The organism is Streptomyces sp. NBC_01481 (assembly GCF_026339995.1).
Classification (GTDB): Bacteria; Actinomycetota; Actinomycetes; order Streptomycetales; family Streptomycetaceae; genus Streptomyces.
In genome coordinates this window covers 264088-289144 of sequence record NZ_JAPEPT010000004.1, presented here as the reverse complement: position 1 = coordinate 289144, position 25057 = coordinate 264088, and the positions used below count along the sequence as shown (strand labels likewise).

General features: G+C 70.4%; 19 protein-coding genes and 1 pseudogene. 9 read left to right on the top strand and 11 right to left on the bottom strand.

Features of this window, described 5'->3' with window-relative positions:
* The first annotated feature begins 194 nt into the window (after positions 1 to 194).
* Both OOK40_RS23055 and OOK40_RS23050 read left to right on the top strand, forming a co-directional pair.
* Positions 195 to 368, top strand: a complete 174-nt coding sequence (locus tag OOK40_RS23055) for a hypothetical protein (RefSeq protein ID WP_266485150.1) — start codon at positions 195 to 197, stop codon at positions 366 to 368.
* Positions 369 to 460: 92 nt separating this feature from the next.
* The gene (locus OOK40_RS23050; RefSeq protein ID WP_266486530.1) at positions 461 to 2515 is read left to right on the top strand and encodes an FUSC family protein; all 2055 of its coding nucleotides are present in this window, start codon (positions 461 to 463) and stop codon (positions 2513 to 2515) included.
* Between the two features lie 46 nt (positions 2516 to 2561).
* On the opposite strand, the gene OOK40_RS23045 is transcribed toward OOK40_RS23050, so the two are convergent.
* The gene (locus tag OOK40_RS23045) at positions 2562 to 3221 is read right to left on the bottom strand and encodes a TetR/AcrR family transcriptional regulator (RefSeq protein ID WP_266485148.1); all 660 of its coding nucleotides are present in this window, start codon (positions 3219 to 3221) and stop codon (positions 2562 to 2564) included.
* Positions 3222 to 3471: 250 nt separating this feature from the next.
* On the opposite strand from OOK40_RS23045, the gene OOK40_RS23040 reads away from it, so the two are divergent.
* Entirely contained in the window at positions 3472 to 4692 is a 1221-nt protein-coding gene (locus OOK40_RS23040) for a YncE family protein (RefSeq protein ID WP_266486527.1), read from the top strand.
* 29 nt (positions 4693 to 4721) lie between these two features.
* On the opposite strand, the pseudogene OOK40_RS23035 reads toward OOK40_RS23040, so the two are convergent.
* From OOK40_RS23035 to OOK40_RS23005, 7 genes and pseudogenes are all read right to left on the bottom strand, one after another.
* Positions 4722 to 5001 (bottom strand): annotated as a pseudogene (locus OOK40_RS23035) (DUF2087 domain-containing protein).
* A gap of 103 nt (positions 5002 to 5104) precedes the next feature.
* On the bottom strand, positions 5105 to 6136 hold the full coding sequence (locus OOK40_RS23030) for an aldo/keto reductase (RefSeq protein WP_266485146.1): 1032 nt from the start codon (positions 6134 to 6136) through the stop codon (positions 5105 to 5107).
* A gap of 39 nt (positions 6137 to 6175) precedes the next feature.
* Positions 6176 to 7111, bottom strand: a complete 936-nt coding sequence (locus OOK40_RS23025) for an NADP-dependent oxidoreductase (RefSeq protein ID WP_266485143.1) — start codon at positions 7109 to 7111, stop codon at positions 6176 to 6178.
* Positions 7112 to 7248: 137 nt separating this feature from the next.
* A complete protein-coding gene (locus tag OOK40_RS23020; protein WP_266485141.1) occupies positions 7249 to 10626 on the bottom strand; it encodes a pyruvate carboxylase in 3378 nt (1125 codons plus the stop codon).
* Between the two features lie 238 nt (positions 10627 to 10864).
* Positions 10865 to 13174 carry an FtsX-like permease family protein gene (locus OOK40_RS23015; protein ID WP_266485138.1) on the bottom strand — a complete coding sequence of 770 codons (2310 nt, stop codon included), beginning with the start codon at positions 13172 to 13174 and terminating at the stop codon, positions 10865 to 10867.
* 2 nt (positions 13175 to 13176) lie between these two features.
* The gene (locus tag OOK40_RS23010) at positions 13177 to 13968 is read right to left on the bottom strand and encodes an ABC transporter ATP-binding protein (protein ID WP_266485135.1); all 792 of its coding nucleotides are present in this window, start codon (positions 13966 to 13968) and stop codon (positions 13177 to 13179) included.
* Complete coding sequence (locus OOK40_RS23005) at positions 13965 to 14471, bottom strand: PadR family transcriptional regulator (RefSeq protein ID WP_266485133.1); 507 nt, start codon at positions 14469 to 14471, stop codon at positions 13965 to 13967. The genes OOK40_RS23010 and OOK40_RS23005 overlap by 4 nt, the downstream gene beginning before the upstream one ends.
* A gap of 167 nt (positions 14472 to 14638) precedes the next feature.
* On the opposite strand from OOK40_RS23005, the gene OOK40_RS23000 reads away from it, so the two are divergent.
* The 5 genes from OOK40_RS23000 to OOK40_RS22980 all read left to right on the top strand — a co-directional run bounded on the left by OOK40_RS23000 (position 14639) and on the right by OOK40_RS22980 (position 21430).
* A complete protein-coding gene (locus OOK40_RS23000; RefSeq protein WP_266485130.1) occupies positions 14639 to 15910 on the top strand; it encodes an ABC transporter substrate-binding protein in 1272 nt (423 codons plus the stop codon).
* A gap of 202 nt (positions 15911 to 16112) precedes the next feature.
* Positions 16113 to 17786, top strand: coding sequence for a glycoside hydrolase family 13 protein (locus OOK40_RS22995; protein WP_266485127.1), 1674 nt, complete (start codon positions 16113 to 16115; stop codon positions 17784 to 17786).
* Between the two features lie 30 nt (positions 17787 to 17816).
* A complete protein-coding gene (locus OOK40_RS22990; protein WP_266485124.1) occupies positions 17817 to 19148 on the top strand; it encodes an ABC transporter substrate-binding protein in 1332 nt (443 codons plus the stop codon).
* A gap of 12 nt (positions 19149 to 19160) precedes the next feature.
* The gene (locus OOK40_RS22985; protein WP_266485122.1) at positions 19161 to 20501 is read left to right on the top strand and encodes a carbohydrate ABC transporter permease; all 1341 of its coding nucleotides are present in this window, start codon (positions 19161 to 19163) and stop codon (positions 20499 to 20501) included.
* Positions 20498 to 21430, top strand: a complete 933-nt coding sequence (locus tag OOK40_RS22980; RefSeq protein ID WP_266485120.1) for a carbohydrate ABC transporter permease — start codon at positions 20498 to 20500, stop codon at positions 21428 to 21430. The genes OOK40_RS22985 and OOK40_RS22980 overlap by 4 nt, the downstream gene beginning before the upstream one ends.
* Positions 21431 to 21539: 109 nt before the next feature.
* On the opposite strand, the gene tgmB is transcribed toward OOK40_RS22980, so the two are convergent.
* The 3 genes from tgmB to OOK40_RS22965 form a co-directional block, all read right to left on the bottom strand.
* Positions 21540 to 22529, bottom strand: a complete 990-nt coding sequence (tgmB, locus tag OOK40_RS22975) for an ATP-grasp ribosomal peptide maturase (protein WP_266485118.1) — start codon at positions 22527 to 22529, stop codon at positions 21540 to 21542.
* Between the two features lie 16 nt (positions 22530 to 22545).
* The gene (gene tgmA / locus OOK40_RS22970) at positions 22546 to 22737 is read right to left on the bottom strand and encodes a putative ATP-grasp-modified RiPP (protein WP_266485116.1); all 192 of its coding nucleotides are present in this window, start codon (positions 22735 to 22737) and stop codon (positions 22546 to 22548) included.
* 271 nt (positions 22738 to 23008) lie between these two features.
* Entirely contained in the window at positions 23009 to 23464 is a 456-nt protein-coding gene (locus OOK40_RS22965; protein ID WP_266485114.1) for a lamin tail domain-containing protein, read from the bottom strand.
* Between the two features lie 288 nt (positions 23465 to 23752).
* On the opposite strand from OOK40_RS22965, the gene OOK40_RS22960 reads away from it, so the two are divergent.
* Positions 23753 to 25015, top strand: a complete 1263-nt coding sequence (locus OOK40_RS22960; RefSeq protein ID WP_266485112.1) for a Tm-1-like ATP-binding domain-containing protein — start codon at positions 23753 to 23755, stop codon at positions 25013 to 25015.
* Positions 25016 to 25057: the final 42 nt, after the last annotated feature.

Here is a 25057-nt window from a genome sequence, read left to right as displayed (position 1 = left end):
TGCACTCACTGCCATGGTGGCCCCGGCCGGCGCTCTCCCGCGATCCGGCCGATCATCCGCCGCACAGCACCGGCACCGGCACCGGCCCGGGCTGCGGACCCGCGGCCCCGAGCCGACAATGGCCCGAGGGATCAAGGGCGCATGCCCGAACGACCCGCGACGCTGCGGCGGCGTCGCCCGAGAGGAACGTGCCCATGCGCGCAGAGTCGTCATCGGCCGCGCGAACAGGGGCCTCTGTCCTGGTCACGGTCGCGCTGTTCCGCAGTCGCCACCGGCTCGTCGTCCACGGCAAGGTGCCGCCGCTGTCCGTGCACGCGCCCCGCCAGCCCGCGGACATGGGCCCCGGCAACCGTGAGATCCGGCCGTGAGCCGGGCACGCCCCGCCGAGGCGGACTCGCGGCGCCACCGCGCTGTCACGCGGAAGGCGGACCGTACGGCGATCGTGCACCGGGCGGTCCGGGTGACCACGGCCTCGTGCGCCGGGTTCTACCCCTTCGTGTACGGGGCGGATCAGCCGGTGCCGGCGCTGTACGCCCTGTTCGGACCGGTGGCACTCGGGATGCTGTCCCCCATCCCCGGCTCCGGGCGGCAGCGGGCGGCGGTGATGCTGCGCGCACTGCCGGTCGGCCTGGTGCTCGTCACTCTGGGCACGGTGCTGGCCGTCGACACCTGGGCGGCGGTTCTCGGGATGCTGGTGGTCGGCTTCGCGGCGGTCGCGGGACCCCGACCGGCCGGAGCGGCACCCGGGCTCCAGCTCTTCTACATCCTGGCCTGCTTTCCGCCCTACGCGCCGGACACCCTGGGATCGCGGCTGGCCGGCCTCACGCTGGGCGTGCTGCTGCTCGCGGCGTGCGAGGTCTTCCTGCTGCCCGCGGCGCCGGCCGTCTCCTACCGGGAGAGCCTGACGGAGGCCGTCGCGACAGCCGGTCGCGCGGCGGCCGCGGCAGCGGCCGGCGAGAGCGGCGACTCTGCGGACCGCTTGCGGGCGACCGGCCGGCGGCTGCGGCTCTCCCGTCTTCCACCCGCCGAACGGCCCGCCGGGGCCGGGCGCTCGGCCCGCGCCCTTGCCCAGGCCGGATCCGCGGCACGCAGACTCCTCGACCAACTGGCGCAGCTGGGCGCGACCCCGTCGGCCGGCCGCGACGCGGAGGCGGATGCCGCGTCGGCCGACATGCTCGCCCGCGTCGCAGCGCACTGCTCCTCCACCGCAGAGGCCCTGCGCACCGGCCGCCCGCCCCCGCGGTCGGCGGCCCCCGCCCTGGACACGGCGATACAGCGCTTCCAAGCGCTGCGCGTCGCACGGGCTGCCCGGCCACCGGGGACCGCGCCGCCGGTCCCCGCACTGCGCCGCCAGGCCGAGGTACTGGGCACGGCCGAATCGGCGCGGATCCTGCAGACCGCCGTACGCGTCGGGCTGGACGGCAGACGCACTGCGCCGATCCAGCCGCACGCCCTCTTCTGGTACGCCGACGCTCGCACCCCGTACCTGTGGTGGCGCCGCCTCGCCGGCCATATGACGCTTCGTTCGGTCCTGTTCCAGAACGCCATCCGGACCGCGCTCGGGCTGGGCGCCGCCCGCCTGATCGCCGGATCGCTGGACCTGTCCCACGGCTTCTGGGTGCTGCTCGCCGTGCTCACTCTTGGCCGTACGACCGCCGGGGCCACCTGGACGGCCGTGCGTTCCGCGCTGATCGGCACGCTCGTCGGCGCGGTCGCCGCGGGCACGCTTCTGCTCGTCGTCGGACGTCACACCGATGCGTACGCGGCGGTGCTGGCGCCCGCCATGCTGGCCGCCTTCGCTCTCGGCCCGCTCTTCGGGATCGCCTGGGCCCAGGCCCTGTTCACGCTGGTGGTGTCGGCCGCGTTCGCCCAGATCGCCCCCGCCTCCTGGCAGTTGGCCGAGGAAAGGATCCTGGACGTGGTCACGGGCAGCGCGATCGGTCTGCTGTGCGGGCTCCTCGCCTGGCCGGCCGGGGCCCGGCGCGAGGTACGAAGAACCGTGTCCGACCTGCTGCAGTCCTGCGGCCCGCTGATCACCGGGACGGTGCGGGTGCAGCTCGCCACCCCGCCGGGAACAGCGCCCGCACCACCCACCTTCCCCGTCGTCCACCGCCTCCGCCTCGCCGAGGCCGCGTACTTCCAGCTCCGGAGCGAACCGGGCGATGCGTCGGCCGATCCCATGGACTGGCACGCCGCGCTGATCACGGCGAACCATGTGCTGCTCGGCGCCCACTGGCTGCCCCGCTTCGACCTGCCGCCGACCGGTATTCCCCCGGACGCCGCCGCTTGGGCTCGTACGACCGCCGAACAGCTCGCCCGGGCGACGGACCGGATCGCCGCGCTCTGCGCCGACGAGAACCGGGAGCCAGGGCCGCCCGCCCCCGTGGCGTACCACCCGCCGCCCGGGGTGCGGGCCTTCGCTCCCCTGCCGATGCTGATCGACCTGGAGCAGTGGCTGAGCAGCCTCGCGGCCCAACTCACGCATATCGAGAGCTCGGTGCCGCCCGGGAAGTGAGGTGCCGCGCGGAGCGCGCCGAACACGGCGAGCGGGCACCAGCGTTCTACGTGCCCGGCTCCCGGTCGACCGGGCGCAGGATTCCCAGCAGCAACTGCACCAGCTCGTCCACGACCTGATCGAGCGTCGCATCCACCCAGCCCGCCCTCCAGTCGTGCAGCAGGCCGTTCACGCTTCCGATGAAGGCCGCCGCGGCGACGCGATAGTCCCGCGGTGCCGCCTCGCCTCGTTCGACCGCCGCTGCCGCCTCGGCGCAGATCAGGTCCACCCAGCGCGAGCGCCGGGCCAGACGCTGTTCCTCCAGCCGCGGGCTGACGCCGATGATCTCGACGAACGTGATGCGTATACGACGCGGGTCGCCGGTGACGTTGGCGGCGTACGCGCGGAACGCCGCCGCGGCACGTTGCGCGATCGGCATGCCTTCGGCCTCGGCGAGCGCGGCCAGCGCGGCCTCCTCCGCCCAGTCGTTGACCTGGAGGTGCAGAGCGGCGAGTACGTCTTCGAGGGTGCGGAACTCCTCGTAGAACTGACGGGTGGACAGGCCTGCCGCCTCGCTCAGCGCCGCCACGGTCGTGGCCCGGTAGCCGGGGCTGTCGCCGAAGAGCTGGAGTGCGGCGTCGAGGAACCGCCGGCGCCGTTCGCCCTGTCGTTCCTCGGCGGACCTGCCCCCGTAGCGGCCCGTCGGTTGTCTGAGCCTGCCGGCCACGCGTCCCTCCCTCGTCGGTCCCGGTCATTTTCTCGTGTCGCGAGTCTTGTGGACCTCACCGCCTGTCGTTACTTTCCAGTAGCCCAGTCTGAAGCGGCCCGTATTCAGACTCTGCCTGCCGCAGCTCTTCGCACAAGCCCGTCCGGTAGCGCCCCCCACGGAAGGAACGACGACGATGTCTCTGCCCGCAAGCCGGCGTCCACAGCGGATCACCCGGCGCGCGCTGCGCGCACTCGCCACGGCCGTCGCCATGACCGTCGCAGGTTCGACATCGGCTCTCGCCGCACCCGTCGCACCCGCCGCGACCACCGACACCGCCGCCGGTCTCAGGGAGGTGATGTTCGTGGGCAACAACTGGGACGGCACCGCCGACGTCATCAACTCCCGCGGCGACTTCGCAAAGATCGGCCGCATCAACGTCATACCGGACAAGGACCAGCGGCTCACCGAGATCTACCTCAACCCGATCAAGCTCATCTACTTCCTCGGCATCCGCAACGGCCCCGGCGAAGGACACGACCAGTTCGTCGACGACATGTACTCCACGCCCGACGGCACGGCCATGGTCGTCTCCCGCCCGAGCTTCGCCGACGTCGTGTCGATCGATCTCGCCTCGGGCCGGATCAACTGGCGCTTCCCCGTGTCCGGTTACCGCTCCGACCACATGACGGTCTCGCCCGACGGCACGCGCGTCGCGGTGTCGGCCTCGACCTCCAACACGGTGCATGTACTCGACATCCGGACCGGCAAGCAGCTCGGCTCGTTCAAGACCGGCGACAAACCGCACGAGAACGTCTTCACCGACGGCGGCAGGTATCTGTGGAACATGTCGATCGGCGAGGTCAACACCGCCCTCGACGATCCCGCGTGGGACTGGACGAAGGGCGACCGCCGCATCACCGTCGTCGATGCCACCACCTTCAAGGAGGTCAGGGTCATCGACATGCGCGCCCGCCTCGACGCCTTCGGCCGCAAGGACCTGTCCGACGCGGTACGGCCCGTCGCCTTCACCCCGGACGAGTCGAAGCTCTACTTCCAAGTCTCGTTCTTCAACGGCTTCCTCGAGTACGACCTCGCCTCCGACAAGATCACCCGGGCGAAGACACTGCCGAAGAATCCCGCGACCAGCGAGGACCGCACCACCTGGGTCAACGACTCGCGCCACCATGGCATGTCGATGAACGCCACGGGCGACAAGCTGTGCATCGCGGGGACGATGGACGACTACGCGACCATCGTCGACAGGGCATCGCTCCAGGAGGGGCCGCTGGTGGCTGCCTCGAAGCCGTACTGGGCGACCGTCAGCGGCGACGGCGGATCCTGCGTCATCTCCGAGAGCGGCGCCGACCGCGTCACCGCGATCGACTTCGCCACCGGCAGGAAGGTCGCGTCCGTCGCGGTCGGGGACCACCCGCAGCGTGTACGGATCGCTCATGTGGCGGCCGACTGGACCGGGCCTGCCGCGCGCTGACCGCCACCAGGCCTGCCGCGCCGTGACCGCTACCGGACCCGCCGGTAGCTGCTGCCGTCCTTCGTCCGGTCCAGCAGACTCGCCACGACCAGGTAGCGGCGCAGCGCCGAAAAGTCCTCGTGCACCGTGAGCAGCGCTTCGTTGACCTCACGCTCGCTGTAGGCCCGGTCCCGCTCGAACAGCGTCTGCGTGAGGTGCGTGCACGAGCAACTGCTCGCGGCGCGCCGCCTTGCGTGGGATCGCCGTCAGCCGCCCGTGCGACAAGAGACTGGCAACGCCGGGCGAACTGCTGGATCCGTTCTCAGACATGACCGGAAGCCTCGCAGTGGGCCGATGACCGGGCAACGCATTTTCGGGGCCGCGCCACGGCAGGGCCGCGCCAAGGCAGGGCCGGGACGGCGGCTTCGCAGCGTCAGCGGCGTCGCCGTGACGCGTCAACGAGCGCGGGCGGCGTGTAGTAGAAGTCGTTCCTGTTCAAGTCCGTGCCCGGAGGCACGATCTCGTCGATCCGGTCCAGGATGTCCGTGCTCAACTCGACGTACACGCCCGCCAGCAGGTCCTCCAGGTGCTCGCTCGTCCGTGGGCCGATGATCACCGAAGTGACAGCGGGGTGGGCGCGTACGAACGCGATCGCCAGGTGCGGGAGCTTCAGGCCCGCCTCGTCGGCCAGCTTCGTCAGTTCGCCGAGGGCCTCCAGCTTGCGGGCGTTGCCAGGAATCGACGGGTCGAACTTGTGCCGCTCGAGGGCTGCACGCCCGCTCCCCTCCGTGAGGTTGATGTCCGTCGGCCTGGCGTACTTGCCGGACAGCCAGCCCGCGCTGAGCGGGCCCCAGGTCAGCACCCCCAGACCGTAGCGCTGGGCGGTCGGCAGCACGGCCGCCTCGACGCCCCTGGCCAGGATGGAGTACGGCGGTTGCTCGGTGCGGAACCGGATGTGACCGTGACGCTCGGCCGTCCACTGGGCCTCGACGATCTGCTCCGCCGGGAAGGTGGAGTGGCCGATCACGCGCACCTTGCCCGCCCGTACGAGATCGGACAGGACGGACAGCGTCTCGTCGATGTCGGTGTCCGCGTCGGGCCGGTGCACCTGGTAGAGGTCGATGTAGTCGGTGCCCAGGCGGCGAAGGCTGTTCTCCACGGCGCGGGTGAGCCAACGCCGTGAGTTTCCGCTGTGGTTGGGGTCGCCGCCCATCGAGCTGCTGCCTTTGGTGGCGAGTACGACATCGTCCCGGCGGCCCTTGAGGGCCTTGCCGACGATCTCCTCCGACTCACCCATGCTGTAGACGTCGGCCGTGTCCACGACGTTGATCCCGGCGTCCAGCGCGTGGTGGATCATACGGACCGACTCGTGCGGGTCGGCGTTGCCCCAGGCGCCGAACATCATGGCGCCCAGCGCGTACTCGCTGACCGAGATTCCCGTGCCGCCGAGGATTCTGCGCTTCATGGGAGCCACCCCTTCCGTGTGTCTCGTGCACGCCGTCGCTCATGCGGTGGTGATGACAACCTTGCCCCGGATGTGCTTCCCGGCGAAGTCGGCGACGGCCTGTACGGCGCTGTCCAAGGGGTAGCGTGCGCCGATCTCCACGTGCAGCCTCCCGTCCGCGGCCCGGGCTGCCAGGTCCTCCAGATCGCCAGGCTGCGCCTGGAACCGGCCGATGTAGACCGGCGAGACATCGCGTCCCAGCTCGGCGGGCCCGAAGAGCGGCGACACCAGCCGGCCGCCCGGACGCACGGCACGCGCGGTGTCGGTGAGCCGCTCGCCCATGTTGACCACGTCGACGACCACATCGACCCCGCCGGGGACCAGGCGCAAGGTCTCGTCCACCACGTCGCCTCTCTTGTAGTCGACGGTGTGGGCGGCGCCGAGGCCGCGCAGATACTCCTCGTCCTCCTCGGTCGCCGTGGCGACCACCCGGGCTCCGAGTGCCGCGGCCAACTGCACGGCGTACAGCCCGATGCCGCCGGTGGCCCCGACGACCAGCACGCTCTCACCCTCCGCGAGCGCGACGGCGCGCAGCAGGCAGACGGCGGTGAGCCCCGATTCGGGGATGGCGGCCGCGTGCGCGCTGTCCAGGCCCGCGGGCCGCCGGGCGAGCAGGGGTCCGGGTGACGCCACCGTGTACTCGGCGACGGCGCCGGCCTGTCCGGTGAAGGCGAGCACAGGATCACCCGGCGCGTATCCGGACACGCCCTCCCCCACCTCGGCAACGGTGCCAGCGGCGTCCATTCCGACCACCAGCGGGTGGGCAGCCGGATAGCTCTCCTTCGCCGCGCCCGTGATCAGCATCAGGTCGAGCGGATTGAGCGCCGCTGCCTCGACCTTGATCAGCACCTGGCCCGCCTCCGGGGTGGGCGTGGGGTGCTGGGTGACGCTGATCCGGTCCAGCGGCGTGTATTCGGAGGCGACGAGGGCTTTCACGGGCGGCTCCCTGACGAGATGTGGGTGCCTCCCTTTTACGGGGTCGGACCTGCCCAAGCGAGGAGCCCGACCGTACGAGCCGCCGAACGAGGGGCCCAGAGGGCCCCCCGAACCGCGACGTCGTGGACGCGGGAGCGTCAGTTGATCTCGATCAGCAGGTCGCCCGCCTCGACCTGCTGGATCTTGCCGATGGCGAGCCGGCCGACCGTTCCCGCGGACTGCGCCGTGATGGAGGCCTCCATCTTCATCGCCTCGATCGTGGCCACCGTCTGGCCCGCGGACACCGCGTCGCCCTCGTCCACCTGCAGCGTGACCACCCCGGCGAAAGGTGCGGCGACATGGCGCTCGTTGCCGCGCTCGGCCTTCTCCGCCGCCTTGACCTCGGTGGCGATGGACTTGTCGCGTACGGACACCGGCCGCAGCTGCCCGTTCAGCGTGGCCAGGACCGTGCGGAAGCCCCGCTCGTCGGCATCGGAAATGGCCTCCAGCTCGATCAGCAGCGTGACGCCCGGATCGAGGGTGACCGTGTGCTCCCTCTCCGGCTCCAGGCCGTAGAAGAAGTCCTGCGTGGGCAGTACGGAGGTGTCTCCGTAGGCTTCACGGTGGGCGTCGAATTCCTTGGTCGGGCCGGGGAACAGCAGCCGGTTCAGGGTGGCCCGGCGTGTGTCGCGCAGACCTCGCAGGTCCTCGTCCGACAGCGTGGGCGCCTCCGCCTTCGCCGGACGGCCCTTGAGGGCCCGGGTGCGGAACGGCTCGGGCCAGCCACCGGGCGGGTCGCCCAACTCGCCGCGCAGGAAGCCGATCACCGAGTCCGGGACGTCGAACTTGCCGGGGTCGGACTCGAAGTCCGCGGCCTCAACCCCGGCGCCGACCAGATGCAGCGCGAGGTCGCCCACCACCTTCGACGACGGAGTGACCTTCACCAGGCGGCCGAGCATTCGGTCCGCCGCCGCGTAGCAGTCCTCGATCAGCTCGAAGCGGTCGCCGAGGCCGAGCGCGATGGCCTGCTGGCGCAGGTTCGACAGCTGACCGCCGGGGATCTCGTGGTGGTAGATCCGCCCGGTGGGCGAGGCGAGGCCGGACTCGAACGGCGCGTACACCTTGCGCATGGCCTCCCAGTACGGCTCCAGATCGCCGACGGCCTGCAGCGAGAGCCCGGTTGCCCGCTCCGTGTGGTCGGTGGCCGCGACCAGGGCCGACAGCGGCGGCTGGCTGGTGGTCCCGGCCATCGAGGCGACGGCGGCGTCGACGGCGTCGACACCCGCGTCGATCGCGGCCATCAGCGTCGCGAGCTGTCCGCCCGCCGTGTCGTGGGTGTGCAGGTGCACCGGCAGGTCGAAGCGCTCACGCAGCGCGGTCACCAGCGTGCGGGCGGCCGGCGGGCGCAGCAGCCCGGCCATGTCCTTGATCGCGAGCACATGCGCGCCCGCCTCGACGATCTGCTCGGCCAGGCGCAGGTAGTAGTCCAGCGTGTAGAGCTTCTCGCCGGGGTCGGACAGGTCCGCGGTGTAGCAGAGGGCGACCTCGGCCAGTGCCGTGCCCGTGGAGCGCACCGCGTCGATCGCCGGGCGCATCTGGGAGACGTCGTTGAGCGCGTCGAAGATCCGGAAGATGTCCATGCCCGTGGCTGCCGCCTCGGCGACGAACGCTTCCGTCACCTCGGTCGGATAGGGCGTGTAGCCAACGGTGTTGCGCCCGCGCAGCAGCATCTGCGTACAGACATTGGGCACCGCCTCGCGCAGCGCCGCCAGACGCTCCCAGGGGTCCTCGGCGAGGAAGCGCAGCGCCACGTCGTAGGTCGCACCGCCCCAGCACTCCAGGCTCAGCAACTGCGGCGCAGTGCGCGCGACGTGCGGGGCCACGGCGAGCAGATCGCGGGTGCGCACACGGGTGGCGAGCAGGGACTGGTGCGCGTCGCGGAACGTGGTGTCCGTGACGGCGACTGCCGACTGGCCGCGCAGTTCCGCGGCGAAGGCGTCCGGGCCCAGCGCCGCGAGGCGCTGGCGCGAGCCGTCGGGCGGCGACGCGGCGAGCGATGTGGCAGGCAGCTTGTGGCTGGGCTCGATGACGCGCGGGCGCGGGCCGTGCGGCCGGTTGACGGTCGTCTCGGCGAGGTAGGTGAGCATGCGGCTGCCGCGGTCGGCCGAGGGGCTGGCCCGCATCAGCTCCGGATGCTCGCCGATGAAGCTCGTCGTGATCCGGCCGGCCCGGAATTCGGGATGGTCGAGTACGGCACCGAGGAAGGGCAGGTTGGTGGCCACTCCGCGGATCCGGAATTCGGCGATGGCCCGGCGCGCGCGGCGGGCGGCGTTGGCGAAGTCGTGCCCGTGGCAGGTGAGCTTGACCAGCATCGAGTCGAAGTGCGCCGACACCTCCGCGCCGGTGTGCACCGTGCCGCCGTCGAGCCGGACGCCGGGCCCGCCCGGTGAGCGGTAGGCGGAGATGGTGCCCACGTCGGGCCGGAAGCCGTTGGCGGGGTCCTCGGTGGTGATACGGCACTGCAGCGCGGTGCCGTTCAGGACGATGTCGTCCTGGGTCAGGCGCAGTTCGGGCAGGGACCTGCCGGCGGCGATGCGCAGTTGCCCGATGACCAGGTCGCGGCCGGTGACCTGCTCGGTGACCGTGTGCTCGACCTGGATACGGGGGTTCATCTCGATGAAGACGTGGTTGCCGCGCTCGTCGACGAGGAACTCCACGGTTCCCGCGTTGACGTATCCGATGTGACGGGCGAAGGCGACGGCGTCGGCGCAGATCCGCTCGCGCAGATCCGGGTCCAGGTTGGGCGCGGGCGCGATCTCGACGACCTTCTGGTGGCGCCGCTGCACCGAGCAGTCCCGCTCGTAGAGGTGCACGACATTGCCGTGGGCATCGGCGAGGATCTGTACTTCGATATGGCGGGGGTTGATGACGGCCTGCTCCAGAAAGACCGTCGCGTCGCCGAACGCGGACTGCGCCTCGCGCATCGCCGCGTCGGCCGCCTCCCGCAGTTCGCCGGGCTCGGCCACCCGGCGCATGCCCCGGCCGCCGCCGCCCGCGACCGCCTTGACGAACAGAGGGAAACCGATGTCCTCCGCGGCCTCCAGCAGCGCGTCGACATCGGTGGAAGGCTGCGAGGACTTGAGGACCGGAACTCCGGCTTCCCGTGCCGCCGCGACCGCCCGGGACTTGTTGCCCGTCAGAAGCAGTACGGAGGCGGGCGGTCCCACGAAAGTGATCCCCGCGTCCGCACAGGCCGCGGCGAGGTCCGGGTTCTCCGACAGGAATCCGTAGCCGGGGTAGATCGCATCGGCACCCGCCTTGCGCGCGGCCCTGATCACCTCGTCGACGGACAGGTACGCCCGTACGGGATGGCCCGGTTCACCGATTTGGTACGCCTCGTCCGCCTTGGCGCGGTGCAATGAGTTGCGGTCCTCATGAGGGAACACCGCCACCGTGGAGATACCGAGTTCGAACGCTGCGCGGAATGCGCGGATCGCGATCTCACCTCGGTTGGCGACCAAAACCTTGCGGAACATCAAACTCCCCTGTCATGTCGCGGGCCGGCGGCCCAAGGGTCTAGGGATGTCGCAACCGGCGCCGGAACATGGGCGTCCGGTGTCCTCGTGGACAGTGTCGATGAGTGTGCTGAGCAGTACGGAGCGTTGGTCACCGTACCCGAGGACTTCGGACGGATCGCGAGCGAAGACGATGAGTTACGTCACGCCCGGCGACCGGATAGTGAAGCGGTATAACGGCAGTTCACAGGCGCAGCGCTCAGAGAGTCTCGGCCAGTGAATCCGCCAGTCGGCGGCGTGCCGTCCGGGCCGCGGGCAGCGCCGCGGCCGCGACGGCGCCCAGCACGGCACCGACGGCGACCGAAGCCAGCAGCAGCGTGGGCGGGACATGGGCGATGCCCGCGCCCATTCCACTGGAGCGGCCCTGGATGTCCACCAGCCACCTGCCGGACAGCACCCCGAGTCCCGTGCCGATCGCGGCGGCGAGCAGAGCCGTGAAGCCCGCGGCCGCCACGATCGCCGAGCTGATCTGGCGAGGCGTCAGACCGATCGCCTTGAGCGCGAGCAGATCGCGGCCGCGGTCGCGGACCGACGTACCGATGAGGGTCAGCAGTTCGGTGAGCCCGATCAGGGCCAGCACCCCGATCAGGGCCGCGATCACGCCCCGCGCCGGTTCCAGCCGGTCCCCCGGGTTGGGGGTCTCGCGGATCTCCAGGGCGCCTCCGGCCTTGTCGGCGAGTTCGCTGCTCACCGCCCGGGGATCCGCGCCCGGCCGCAGGACAAGGTGGTAGAAGTCCGGCCGCAGCGCGGGGTCGCGTTCCTGGAGCGTGTCGACGGTCGTCGAGATCACCCGGCCGCCGGCTTCGGGTTCGATGCTGCGTCCGACGATGTGCAGGATCTGCGGCCGGCCTTCCACCGTCATCCGCACCCAGTCACCGACCCGCACATCCAGCAGGTCGAGCAGTCCCTGGCCGGCGACCGCCTCGTCGGGGCCGTCGGCCGGGCGCCCCTCCACCACGGTGAAGGGGTACGGGGTGCCTGCCGTGCCGAGCCCGCGCAGGGTGATGGTGCCGGTCTGGCCGGGCACCAGCGCGGCGACCTCCACACCCGGGTGGACGGCGAAGACGTCCGGGGGCGCGGTCAGCGCGCGCTGAAGGTCCTGGCCGCTGAGGCTCCCGGGCTGCTCGGCCCGTACGGACAGCGCCGCGGGCACGCCCATCTCGGCGGGGCGGCTGCGGAACATGTCCAGCGTGGACCAGGCGACGAGTGCCACCGTGATCATGAGGAGCGGCAGTGCCAGCCGGGCCACGGTGATCAGGGTGCGTGGCCGTCGGGGGAACGCCGCCCGCCAGCCGAGGACCAGTGCGGGCGGGACCCGCATGCCGAGCGCCCGACGGCCGAGGCCGGTCATCGGCGCGGCCGAGGGAAGCGCGGCCCGGGCGACGGGAACGGGAGGGACCCTTCCGGCGCGCCAGGCGGCGAGTCCGGTGGCGGTGGCGATCAGCAGCACCGCGCCGCTCGGGACGCCGATCATCAGGGCGGTGTGCCCGGGCAGGTCCTGCCAGACCCCGGCCGCCTCCCCGATCCGGCCGGGTATCCGCGCGCCGAGGAACGCGATCGCCGCGGTGCCCAGGGTGACCCCGAGCAGCGCGAAGGCGAGGTGCTGGGCGAGGAAGCCGCGTACCACCTGGCCGGGGGTGAACCCGATCGCCTTGAGGATGGAGATGTCCCGTAGCTGTCCGCGGATTCGGGCACTGATGGCCCCGGAGGCGGCGAGCGCGGCGGCCAGCAGAGCCCCGAGACCGAACACGGCGAAGAGCTGCCCGAGCAACCGGTCGTCGCTGCCCGCCTCCGCCCGCGCCTGCTGCCATTTGGTGACCTGGGCGACCCGGTCGGCGCCGAGCTGGGTGACGGCCTGCTGGATGGTGAAGTCGAGGTCGGCCGGATCCTTCAGACGCAGCCCCACGCTCTGTCCGGTGCTTCCCGCCGCGACGCGGTTGAGCGTACGGGGCAGCACCCAGCCGATGCCGGACTCGCCGCCCGGCCGGTAGCGGGGTTCCGCGGCTTCGGCGACACCGGCCACGCGGAGGGTGTGTGCGGTGCCGTCCGGTCCCGCCACGGTCAGGGTGTCGCCGGGCTCCGCCCACAGGACGCGGGCGAGGGAGCTCTCCAGTACGACTCCCCCGGGCTGCTTGTCGAGCCAGTCGCCTCCGGTGACGAGCGGCCGGGCGATCTCGGGGGGCCGGGTGTCGGCCGCGCGCAGGGACACGCTCGCCCTCGCCCCGCGGGACTCCACGGTGACCTGCCCGGTGCGGTAGGGCCCCGCGATGCCGTCGATGCCGTCCAGCTCGGACAGTTTCCCGGTGTCCGCGGCGGCCCGCGTGTGGAGCCAGACATGGGCGCCCTGGGACTGGGTGAAGATCCGCTGCCAGGGGTTGGCGGCATAGCTGAACAGGGCCACGGCCAGCAGCAGTGAGGCGATGATGCCGGCGCTGGCAAGGACGACGAAGGCCGACTGTCCGCGGTGTGCCCGCAGGTCGGCGTGTGCCCAGCGCAGAGTGGCCCGCACGGTCACTCCTTCAGTTCGAGTACGCCGGAGACGCCGCGGCCCGTGGTGCGGGACCCCGCGTCGAGAGTCGCGTCGTCGGCTATGCGCCCGTCGAAGAAGCTGATGACCCGGTCGGCCGCGCTGGCCATCCGTGCGTCATGGGTGACCAGCAGGATCGTCTGGCCGCGCTGGTGGAAACGGGAGAGCAGCCGGAGCACTTCCCTGGTGCCCTTGCTGTCGAGGCTCCCGGCCGGCTCGTCGGCGAGCAGCAGCGCGGGATGGTTCACCAGGGCCCTGGCCAGGGCGACACGCTGCTGCTCGCCGCCGGAGAGTTCGCCGGGCATCGAGCGTTCCCGGCCTTCGAGGCCGAGTTCGGCGAGGAGTTCTGCCCGGCTGTCGCGGGCGGCCTTGGGCGATGCGCCCGCGAGCAGCGCGGGCAGTTCGACGTTGTCGGCGACAGTGAGGTCGGAGACCAGGTTGAAGAACTGGAAGACGATGCCGATGCTCCGGCGGCGCAGCACCGCCCAGCGGGCCTCGCGATAGGCGTCCACGCGGCGGCCGTCCAGCCACAGTGAGCCGCTGTCGGGCCGCTGGAGCCCGCCTATGAGATGGAGAAGGGTGGACTTTCCGGCGCCGGATGGGCCGGTGACGGCAACGAACTCCCCGGGCTGAACGGTCAGATCCACTCCGCGTACGGCCTGAACCGGCGCGCCTTCGCCGTGATGGGTCTTGGTCAGACCCTCGGCGCGCACGATCGGCACTTTGCCCTGCGGGCCGGGAGCGCCCAGCGCGACGGGAGCGGTGTCGTCGCTCATTCCAGCTCCTCCTGACAGCGTTCCAGCCAGTCGAGGTCGGCCTGCAGATGCAGCATCGCGCCCTCGATCAACAGCTGGGAGACCCTGTTGTCCCGGTCCTCGGCCGCGGCCAGCTTCGACAGATCGCGCATGGTGTTCAGATACTGCCGCCGCTGCTTGTTGATCAGCGTGATCGGGTCGGCGAGACCGGACTCGGGTGCGAGGGCGATCTTCATGAAGAACTCGTCCCGGACCCGCGGCTCGTCCGTGGTCTCGTCGAACCAGGCGAGTACCGCCTCGTGCCCGGCGTCGGTGAGACGGTATGTCCGCTTATTGGGTCGGCCGGACTGCTCGACATCCTCGCCGGCGATCAGGCCGGCCTTTTCCAGCCGTCCGAGAGTGACATAGATCTGGCCGACATTCGGCTGAGGGTACGCGGCGCCCAGGAGCTTCTCAAGGTCCTGCTTGAGCTCGTAACCGTGCGCCGGGCCACGGGTGAGGAGTGCCAGGAGCGGCAGCCGCACGCGCTCCCCTCCCTCCCGCTCCGTACTTGACAGTTCACTCGGATACGGGCTGTGGTTCGCGCCACCCGCCTTCTCCGCCTGGACGTCTAGTATCCCCCATGCCTAACAGGTATACATAGGCCACATTGGACGGCAACGCGGCCGGGTCGGTGCACTGGGAGGAACCTATGCGGTGGATGCATGCCGCGGGTAGGGGGCTCCTCGCTGCTGCCGTGATCTTCGCAGGGTACGCCGGCTTCGACAGCCAGCCGAGTGCGGCGGCCCCCAAGGGCCGCGGTCCGATGACCCTGGTGACGGCGGGCGATCTCACCGACTATCTCGGTCCGCTGCTGGACGACTGGAACCGCGGTCACCCGCAGGAGAAGGTCACTCTCGTCGAGCTGCCCGACTCCGCGGACGAGACCCGGGCCCAGATGATCAGCGAACTGCGCTCGGGCAGCGACCGGTTCGACGTACTGAACATCGACGTGGCCTGGACCTCCGAGTTCGCGGCGGCGGGCTGGATCTCCCCGCTGGAGCGGGACGCGTTCCCGCTGCACACCTTCCTCGCCCCCGTGGTGGACACGGCCACCTTCGACGGCCGCCTGTACGCCGTCCCGTATGTCACCAACGCCGGGCTGCTGTACTACCGCAAGGACATTCTGGAGCGGGCGGGCGAACGGCCGCCACGCACCTGGGAGGAGCTGGCGCGGCAGGCGAAGACCCTGGCGCCGAAGTACAAGATGGACGGCTATGCCGGTCAGTTCCTGCCGTACGAGGGACTGACCGTCAACGCCACCGAGGCGGTCCATTCGGCGGGCGGGTCGATCCTGCGGGACGACGGCGCCCGGGTGACGGTGGACTCGGTCTCGGCCCGCAAGGGGCTGGAGTTCCTTGCGGGCGGGGTACGGGACGGCTGGATCTCCCCCGGTGCCCGTGACTACAAGGAGGAGGAGTCCCGGCAGGCCTTCCAGGACGGCCGGCTGCTCTTCCTGCGGAACTGGCCCTATGTGTACGCGATGGCCAATGCGCCGGGGTCGAAGGTGGCCGGCAGGTTCGGCGCGGTGCCGCTGCCCGGGCCGGACGGACCGGGCACGAGCGTGCTCGGCGGTTCCAATCTCGCGGTCAGCAGCCGCTCCCGGCATCCGGAGTCGGCGGCCGATCTGATCGCCTATCTCACCAGCGAGCGTGTCCAGCGCAAGGTGCTCACCGCAGGCTCACTGCCTCCCGTGCGGGCAGCGCTGTACGAGGATCCCGCGCTGGTGCGCGCCTATCCGTATCTGCCCACCCTGCGCCAGAGCGTGCTGGCGGCCGAGCCGCGCCCCAAGAGCCCTCGCTACGACCAGGTGAGCCTTGCCGTGCAGGCGGTCGTTCAGGACGTCATGGCATTGCGCCAGACACCGCAGGCAGCCGTCGGGCGCCTGTCGCGCGAGCTGGGATCGATCTCCCGCAAGGGCTGAGCCCTCTCCGTCTCCTCCACGAGCTTGCTACTTACATGTTAAGTAGCAAGCTCGTCTGGCATACCCGCAAAAATCTGGACATACTAGGGCCGGTTCGCGCAGCATCGTTGACACCCTCCCGTCACCGCTACTTAACATGCATGCATAACAGCGCACCCGCTCTGGGGCGCTCTCGCATCCAGCAGGAACGGGTCAACGCGAGATGCTCACTGCTCTCCCGGCCGCCATCGGCCACTCCTCCCGCACCGCCACCTCCTGGTGGCGCGACGCGGTGATCTACCAGGTCTACGTGCGCAGCTTCCTCGACAGCACGGGGGACGGCATCGGTGACCTGGCCGGCGTACGGGCCGGACTGCCGTATCTGAGGAAGCTCGGTGTCGACGGCATCTGGCTCAGCCCGTTCTTTCCCTCACCGCAGCACGACCACGGCTACGACGTCGCCGACTACTGCGACGTAGACCCCGTCTACGGCGACCTGGCCGAGTTCGACCTGCTGATGGCCGACGCCCGCAGGCTCGGACTCAAGCTGCTGCTCGACATCGTCCCCAACCACTGCTCCAGCGATCACCCGTGGTTCGGCGAGGCACTCGCCGCCGCACCCGGCAGCGTGGCCCGCTCCCGGTTCCACTTCGCCGACGGTCGCGGCCCGGACGGCGACGAGCCGCCCAACAACTGGCGGGCGATGTTCGGCGGGCCCGCCTGGAGCCGGATCACCGAATCCGACGGCACCCCGGGCCAGTGGTACCTGCACCTGTTCACCCCGCAGCAGCCCGACCTGAACTGGCGCAACTCCGAAGTCGGCGACTCCTTCGAGCGGGTGCTCCGCTTCTGGCTCGACCGGGGCGTCGACGGCTTTCGCATCGATGTGGCCGCCGGACTCTTCAAGCACCCCGAGCTGCCCGACTCCGCCGACCCCTGCGCCGACGAGCGCGCCCGGGACTCGGTGAACCCGCTGGCCTGGAACCAGCCGGAAGTCCACCAGGTGTGGCGCCGCTGGCGGTCGGTGTGCGAGGAGTACGCGGCCCTGGACGGCACCGAACGGCTCCTGGTCGGCGAGGTCTCCGTGCCCACGGCAATCGAGCACGCCAAGTACGTGCGGCAGGACGAACTGCACCAGGCCTTCTTCTTCGACCTGCTCAGCGCCCCCTGGGACGCCGACGCCTTCCAGGCGACCATCACGGAGGCGATACGCGACATCGCCGGGACGGGCTCCACCGTCACGTGGGTGCTCAACAACCACGACCAGGTGCGCACGGTCACCCGGTACGCGGGCGAGCCCGGCGTGGAGGCCAGCGGTCTGGGTGCGGCTCGTGCCCGCGCCGCCGCCCTGCTGATGCTGGCCCTGCCCGGCGCCGCGTATGTCTACCAGGGCGAGGAGCTCGGCCTCCCCGAAGTCCTGGATCTGCCGGACGAGGTACTCACCGACCCGATCTTCCGCCGCACCGGCAGCCGGGCGCGCATCCGCGACGGCTGCCGGGTGCCGCTGCCCTGGTCCGGCCACGCCTCACCGTTCGGCTTCAGCCAGGGCGCGGCCGGCGCGCGTCCCTGGCTGCCGCAGCCCGAGTGGTTCGCCGAACACGCCACCGACCGGGCCCTGGCCGACACCCGCTCCTTCTGGCACCTCTACCGCGAGGGCCTTCAACTGCGGCGCAGCCTGCCTCAGTTGGGCGAAGGCAGCCTGCGCTGGCTGGAGGCACCCCCGCAGGTCCTGGCCATGGCCCGCGGTGAAGGGCTGATCTGCGCGGTCAACTTCGGCACCGAGCCCGTACCGGCCCCGGTCGCGGGCACCCCGCTCCTCTCCAGCGGGCCATGTCCCGACGGCGTGCTCCCCGGAGCGACCGCCGCGTGGTGGACGGGCGACTGCCCCACCCCCTGAACTCACCCTCTTTTCGAAAGGACCATCATCATGCGACGAATCACGACCAGCATCCGGACGGCCGCGGCCGCATCCACCGTGCTCGCCCTCGCCCTCGGCGCGAGCGCCTGCGACGGGTCGACGGAGCCGGCGAGCGGCGGCAAGGACCTCAAGGGCCAGACCGTGACCGTGGCCGGAGTGTGGACCGGCAGCGAGCAGAAGAACTTCCGCAAGGTGCTGGACGCCTTCACCGAGCAGACCGGCGCCAAGACGGTCTTCGTGCCCACCGGTGACAACGTCTCCACCTTCGTCGGCAGCAAGATCGAGGGCGGCAACGCCCCCGACGTGGCGATGGTGCCCCAGGTCGGCGTGCTCCAGCAGTTCGCCAAGGAGGGCTGGCTGGAACCGCTTTCGCAGAAGGCCGCCACGACCGCCGGCGCCAACCTCGCCGAGGTGTGGAAGAACTACGGCACCGTCGACAAGACCTACTACGGCCTCTACTTCAAGGCGGCGCACAAGTCGACCGTCTGGTACAGCCCGAGCGCGTTCGAGCAGGCCGGGGTCTCCGAGCCCAAGAGCTTCGCGGACATGCTCAAGTCCGGACGCACGATCGCCGATTCCGGACTTCCGGCCTTCTCCGTCGCCGGTGAGGACGGCTGGACGCTGACCGACTGGTTCGAGAACATCTACCTCTCCCAGGCCGGACCCGAGAAGTACGACCAGCTGGCCGCCCACACCCTGCCCTGGACCGACGCCAGCGTGGTCAAGGCGCTGACCACCCTGGGCGAGGTCTTCAAGGACAAGCAGCTCGTCGCCGGAGGCTCGAGCGCCGCGCTGAACACCGACTTCCCGGGCTCCATCGAGCAGGTCTTCGGCCCCAAGCCCAAGGCCGGCATGGTCTACGAGGGCGACTTCGTCGGCGGCATGGCCAAGGACGACTTCGGCAAAAAGCTCGGCGAGGACGCCAAGTTCTTCCCCTTCCCCGCCGTGGACAGCGGCAAGGCACCGGTGGTCAGCGGCGGTGACGCGGCCGTGGTCCTCAAGGACGGCAAGAACAAGAAGGCCGCGCAGCGGCTGCTGGAGTTCCTGGCCACGCCCGAAGCGGCCGCCGTGTGGGCGGGCGCGGGCGGCTTCATCTCCCCCAACAAGGACGTCGACCTCGCCTCGTACGCCGACGACACCACTCGCGCGACTGCCAAGTCGCTGGTGGATGCCGGTGACACGGTCCGCTTCGACATGTCCGACCAGGCCCCGGCCGCGTTCGGCGGAACCAAGGGCGCGGGCGAGTGGAAGCTCCTCCAGGACTTCCTGCGCGACCCCTCGAACCCCACGGCCACCGCGGCCAAGCTCGAGGCCGCGGCCGCCAAGGCCTACAAGAGCTGAGGCCCCGCACTCATGGCTGTACTCACCCCATCCCCCGCCGCCGCGAATCCGCGGCGGCGGGCCCAGCGCAGAAGGCGCAACATCGCGGTGGTGTTCGTCCTCCCCGCGCTGCTGCTCCTCGGCGCCCTGGTCGTCTATCCGGTGCTGTTCTCCGCCGGGCGAAGCCTCTTCGACGCGAGCGGTGACCGCTTCGTCGGCGGCGAGAACTACGCAGAGATATTCAGCGATCCGGCCACGCTCAAGGCGATCCGCAACAGCACCATCTGGGTTGTCGTGGCTCCGGTGCTGCTGACCGGTCTCGGCCTCGTGCTCGCGGTACTCACCGAGAAGGTGCGCTGGGCAACCGCGTTCAAGCTGGTGCTCTTCCTGCCGATGGCGGTCTCGTTCCTGGCCGCCGGCATCATCTTCCGGCTCGCGTACGAGGAGGACCCGAACCGCGGCGTGCTCAACGCCGTCACCGTCGGCGTCCACGACGCCTTCGACGACAGCTCCGCCTACCCCACCGCCAGGGCCCGGCAGGGCCAGAACCTGACCGGGAATCCGGGCGGCGACTACCGTACGACCGAGGCGGTCAGCCCGGGCACGTCCATAAGCCTCGGCTTCGTCGGAGTGGCACCGGACAAGATGCCGTCCGAGGCCCGGCCCGCCGGGGCCGCATCTGCCGCCGCGCCCGGCGCCGACGAGGTCAGGGGCGTCGTCTATCTCGACTTCACCCCGGGCGGCGGAGGCACTCCGGGCAAGGTCGACCCGGCCGAGAAGGGTCTGCCGGGGATGTCGGTCGAGGCGGTACGGGACGGAAAGGTGGCCGCGAAAGCCACCACCGCCGCGGACGGCTCGTTCAACTTCCGCGGCCTGGAGGCGGGTTCGTACACCGTCAGGCTCCCGGCGGAGAACTTCGCCGCCCCCTACCAGGGCATTTCCTGGCTGGGCCCCGCCCTGGTCACCCCGGCGATCATCGGTGCCTATCTGTGGATCTGGACCGGCTTCTCGATGGTGCTCATCGCCGCGGGACTCGCCGCCATCCCCCGGGACGCTCTGGAGGCGGCCCGGATGGACGGCGCCAATGAGTGGCAGATCTTCCGGAAGATCACGGTGCCGCTCCTGGCACCAGTACTGACGGTGGTCTTCGTGACCCTGGTGATCAATGTGATGAAGGTCTTCGACCTCGTCTACATCATCGCGCCGGGGCCGGTCCAGGAAGAAGCCAATGTGCTGGCGACCCGGATGTGGCTGGTGTCCTTCGGCGGCGGCAACAACCAGGGGCTCGGCAGCGCCCTCAGCGTGCTGCTGCTGCTTCTCGTCGTGCCCGCCATGATCTTCAACGTCCGGCGCTTCCGAAGGAGCGGAGCATGAGCGGCCACAGCACCATCGACCGCGGTGCGTCCCTGCCGGTCGCCAAGAACTCCGACCGCGCTCCCGTCCTGCCGCCGCGTCCGGGGCTCGTGAGCCGGCTGACCACGTGGCTCAGCAACGGAGTGGTCCAGGCAGTCCTGCTCGTCGTCGCACTCGTCTGGATCACTCCGCTCGCCGGTCTGTTCCTGTCCTCGATGCGCTCCGAGCAGGACAACGCGGCCAAGGGCTGGTGGACGGCACTGACCGATCCGGGGCAGCTGTCCCTGGACAACTACACCGCCCTGTTCGAGGACTCCGGCATCACGCAGTCCTTCTGGAACACCGTCCTGATCTCGGTGCCCGCCACCGCGCTGGTCGTCGGCATCGCGGCACTGGCCGGATACGCCTTCGCCTGGCTGGAGTTCCCCGGCCGCAACGCGATCTTCCTCGTGGTCGTGGGTCTGTTGGTGGTGCCCGTCCAGATCGGGCTGCTGCCGGTGGCCAAACTCTTCGGCGCCATCGGCCTGTTCGGCACGATCCCGGGCGTGATCCTCTTCCATGTCGCCTACGGGCTGCCCTTCGCGATCTTCCTTCTCCGTAACTACTTCGCCGAAATCCCGCGCGAAATGCTGGAGGCGGCGCGGATGGACGGCGGCGGGGAGTGGCGGATCTTCTACCAGCTGATCCTGCCTCTGGGACGGCCTGCACTGGCCAGTCTGGCGATCTTCCAGTTCCTCTGGGTCTGGAACGACATGCTGGTCGCGCTGCTCTTCGCCGACAGCGAGTCCCAGCCGCTCACCGTCGCCCTCCAGTCCGAGATGCGGCAGTTCGGCAGCAATATCGGAGTCCTGGCGCCGGGGGCCTTCCTCTCCCTGGTGGTGCCGCTGGTGGTCTTCTTCGCCTTCCAACGGCACTTCGTCCAGGGGGTGATGGCGGGCTCCGTCAAGTAGCGGATGCGCGGGCCAGGTCGCTGGCGGTGCCGGACTCCCGACGGTCCGGCACCGCCGGCCGCTTTCGGGGTCCGGGCGGCCTGCTCGGAGTCGTCCTGGCATCGGCGCTCTACGCGCCGGCGTCCACATCGCGCACCCAGCCGTAGCTCGCCCAGGGAGCGCGCGCGGTCGACGGCGGCGTGGCGGCCAGCCAGGTCGCGACCGCCTCGGCGATGGGCTGACCGGTCTCCAGTTCGATGAAGCCGAACTGGCCGCCCTGATTGCACTCCAGGAACCACCAGACGTCATCGGCGTCCTCGGCGAAGTCGAAGGCGCCGTAAGCGATTCCGGACAGATCGGCGTACTCACGCACGGCCCGCGCCACCCGGTCGGGTACGTCCGTCGGCTCCCAGGCGTGGCCGGAGGTGCCATAGCGCCCGTCCACCTGTCCGGATGCGGAGTCCTTCCGCGCAGCGAACATCCTCCCGCCGACGAACGTCAGCCGGATGTCGGCCAGTTTGGGAACGTACTGCTGAAGCAGGGTGGGCCCGGCCGCGACACCGGAGAAATCGGCGTCGGGCCCGATGCGGGTCGTGGGCAGGGCGACGGGGGGATCGGTGGACGGCGGGCCGGAGGCGGACTTCACCACGATTTCCTTGTACTGCTCCGCGAACTGCCGGGCCACGCGCGGGAAGGTGGTGATGAGCGTGGGCGGCACGGCAAAACCGCTGCGGTGGGCGACACGCAACTGCCACGGCTTGCACCGGGCCTGCGCCGCGACGCAGGGATGGTTCATCCAGCGCGCCGTGGTGGAGTACAGCATCCCGTACAGCGCCTGCCCGGACTCGGCGCTCAGCCACTCCGACGGCTCCTCGGCATGCGCCGCGGGCTCGCCCGGCCTGCGCACCCAGATGGAGCGCAGCCCGCTCATGCTGAGCAGGCGCCCGTCGGTCGACAGGTAGCCCTCGAAGTCGCCGCGGACGTACTCGGCCGACATGTCGGCCTCACCGGGCAGGTCGGCGGGGTCGAAGCGCACCAACGGGACGCCCCGTTCATGCAGCTTGGCCACCACCATGTCCGTCGTCACATCCTGCTGGCAGGTCAGGATCAGCACAGTCATCGGTGTGTCGGGCCGGTCAGTCGTCGAAGTGCGTCTGTGAGCCGGCCGTTGACGTCGTCGTACCGGTCGCGAGGATCACAGCCCGGTCGGATATGGCGGGACGGCCGTTGGGCAGGACGTTCAGTTGCAGGTTGGAGTCGTACGTGTAGGGGATGGTGACCGCTGAATTCTCAGCGGGGAGCGCGTAGTTCAGCACGAACGGTCGCATGAGTCTCCTTGTTGCTCACGATGTGGCGGTGCCACACGTAACAGTACGTGTAGATGATGTAGGGGTCTCACTACGTTCCGTCACATCGCCTCCATAAGGAAGTGAAGGACGTCACACAGAGGCCGGCCGCGGCAGCGGTCGGTCCCCTATGTCTGACGTGCTTGCGGGCAGGGAGCGTTCCACCCGCCGACCTTTCTCACATCCGGAGCCGGAACACAGACGAGCGCCCACCCCTCCCGGGGTGGGCGCTCGTCACGTTGTGATCAGGAGCTCAGCACATTTTGTAGTCGACCCTGGTCGAGTTGTAGGAGCAGGTGTCGACCCTGCTGCCCGTGGACGTCTTGAGCGTGGCGGTGTCCTTGTCGTTGTTCCACACGTACCAGGCGCGCCCCTGATAACGGTTGGTGGCGGTGTTCGTCCCCTTGCCCGTACGGACCGTCACCATCTTTCCCCTGGCCAGGGTGTAGGCGCCGAACACGTACTTGTGGTTCGACGCGTCGACGAGCGTCCAGCCCTTGAGGCTGACGGCCCTCGCCGTGGTGTTGCGTATCTGCACGAACTCGGCATTGAGGCTCGCGTTGGAGCCCCGGTCCGATCCCGGGCTGTCGTAGTAGATCTTGTACAGGTGGACCGAACCGGTCGCTGCCTGCGCCTGTGACGGCAGCAGGGTCAGCCCGGTGAGCGACGCCGCGACAGCGGCGGCCGCGATGGAGCGGGTGCGGATCATGAGTGTCCCTCGACTCAGGCCGGGCACCCCCCAATATCGGGCCCGGCGAGACGCCCAGAATAGGGACTAACCACACAGGCCGGGGCAGGAGTTGAAGAACCCGGCACAAACCCCACAAGGCCCCGGGTGTACGGCGCGGCACTCGCGGGCCGGGCTGTAACGGCCCGGGGGGCTGCGTTAGCCGGCTGCCGAGTTGCCCCAGACGTGGCCTCAACGCCCTTGCGGGATGGTCCGATTGCCGGGATGCCGCCTTGTCCCCCACGCCATAAGCCATGAACATGACTTGTCATGGCAATCGTTGCACTGGTGGGCACGCTGGACACCAAAGGAACGGAGTACGGCCGACTGCGGGATCACCTGCACCGGCACGGCATCGAGACCATCCTCATCGACACCGGCGTCATCGGAGAGCCACTGGTGCGCCCGGACATCACGCACTCCGACGTGGCTCGTGCCGCCGGGGACGACCTGCGTCACCTGCGGGAACAGGATCGCGGTGCAGCTGTCACGGCCATGGCGCGCGGCGCCACGGCCATAGCCCTGGACCTGTATGCCGCGGGCCGCCTCCACGGCGTACTGGCCCTCGGAGGCAGCGGCGGGACCTCGATGGCGACCCAGGTGATGCGCGCCCTGCCCATCGGCGTTCCCAAGCTGATGGTCTCCTCGATGGCGTCGGGCAATGTCGCCCCGTACGTCGGCGCCTCGGACATCACCATGATGTACAGCGTCGTCGACATCGCCGGAGTCAACCGGATCTCGGCCCCGCTGCTCGCCAACGCCGCCGACGCCATGGCGGGAATGGCCGAGGGTTTCGCCCGCACCCCACACGCGGTACGGGCGGAGGATCTCCTCGCCGATGGCAGGCCGCTGGTGGCGGCGTCCATGGCGGGCGTGACCACTCCCGGCGTCGACGCGGCACGCGAGCGGCTGACACAACTCGGCTACGAGGTACTGGTGTTCCATGCCAGCGGTACCGGTGGCCGGTCGCTGGAAGCGCTCGCCGGACAGGGCCTGTTCGCCGGTGTCCTCGACCTGACCCTGAGCGAACTCGCCGACGACCTGGTCGGGGGGATCCTGACGGCCGGACCGGACCGCCTGGAGGCCGCGGGCCGGGCCGGTGTTCCTCAGGTGGTGAGCCTGGGGGCGCTGGACATGGTGAAGTTCGGACCGCTCGACACCCTCCCCCGCCGGTTCCGTGACCGGATGATCCGCGTCCACAATCCGTCGATCACCGTGGTCCGCACGACGGCGCAGGAGTGCGCCGAGCTGGGGCGCCGTATCACCGCGAAACTGCGGACCGCGACCGGCCCCACCGCCGTCCTCGCTCCCCTGCGCGGGCTGTCGACCCTCGGCGTCCTGAGCGGCCCGTACCACGACCCCCGTGCGGACGCCGCCCTGGTCGCCGAACTCAGCGCGGGGCTGAGCGACTCCGACGTCGAGTTCCGGACATTCGACACGCACATCAACGACCCGGCCTTCGGGCGGGCGGCCGCCGAGCGGCTGCACCGGATGATCGACCAGCAGTCGGTGACGACCGCCGCGACGGCCTGAATCCCTGCCGGGGCGGTCACGGCCGTGACCGCCCCGGCAGGC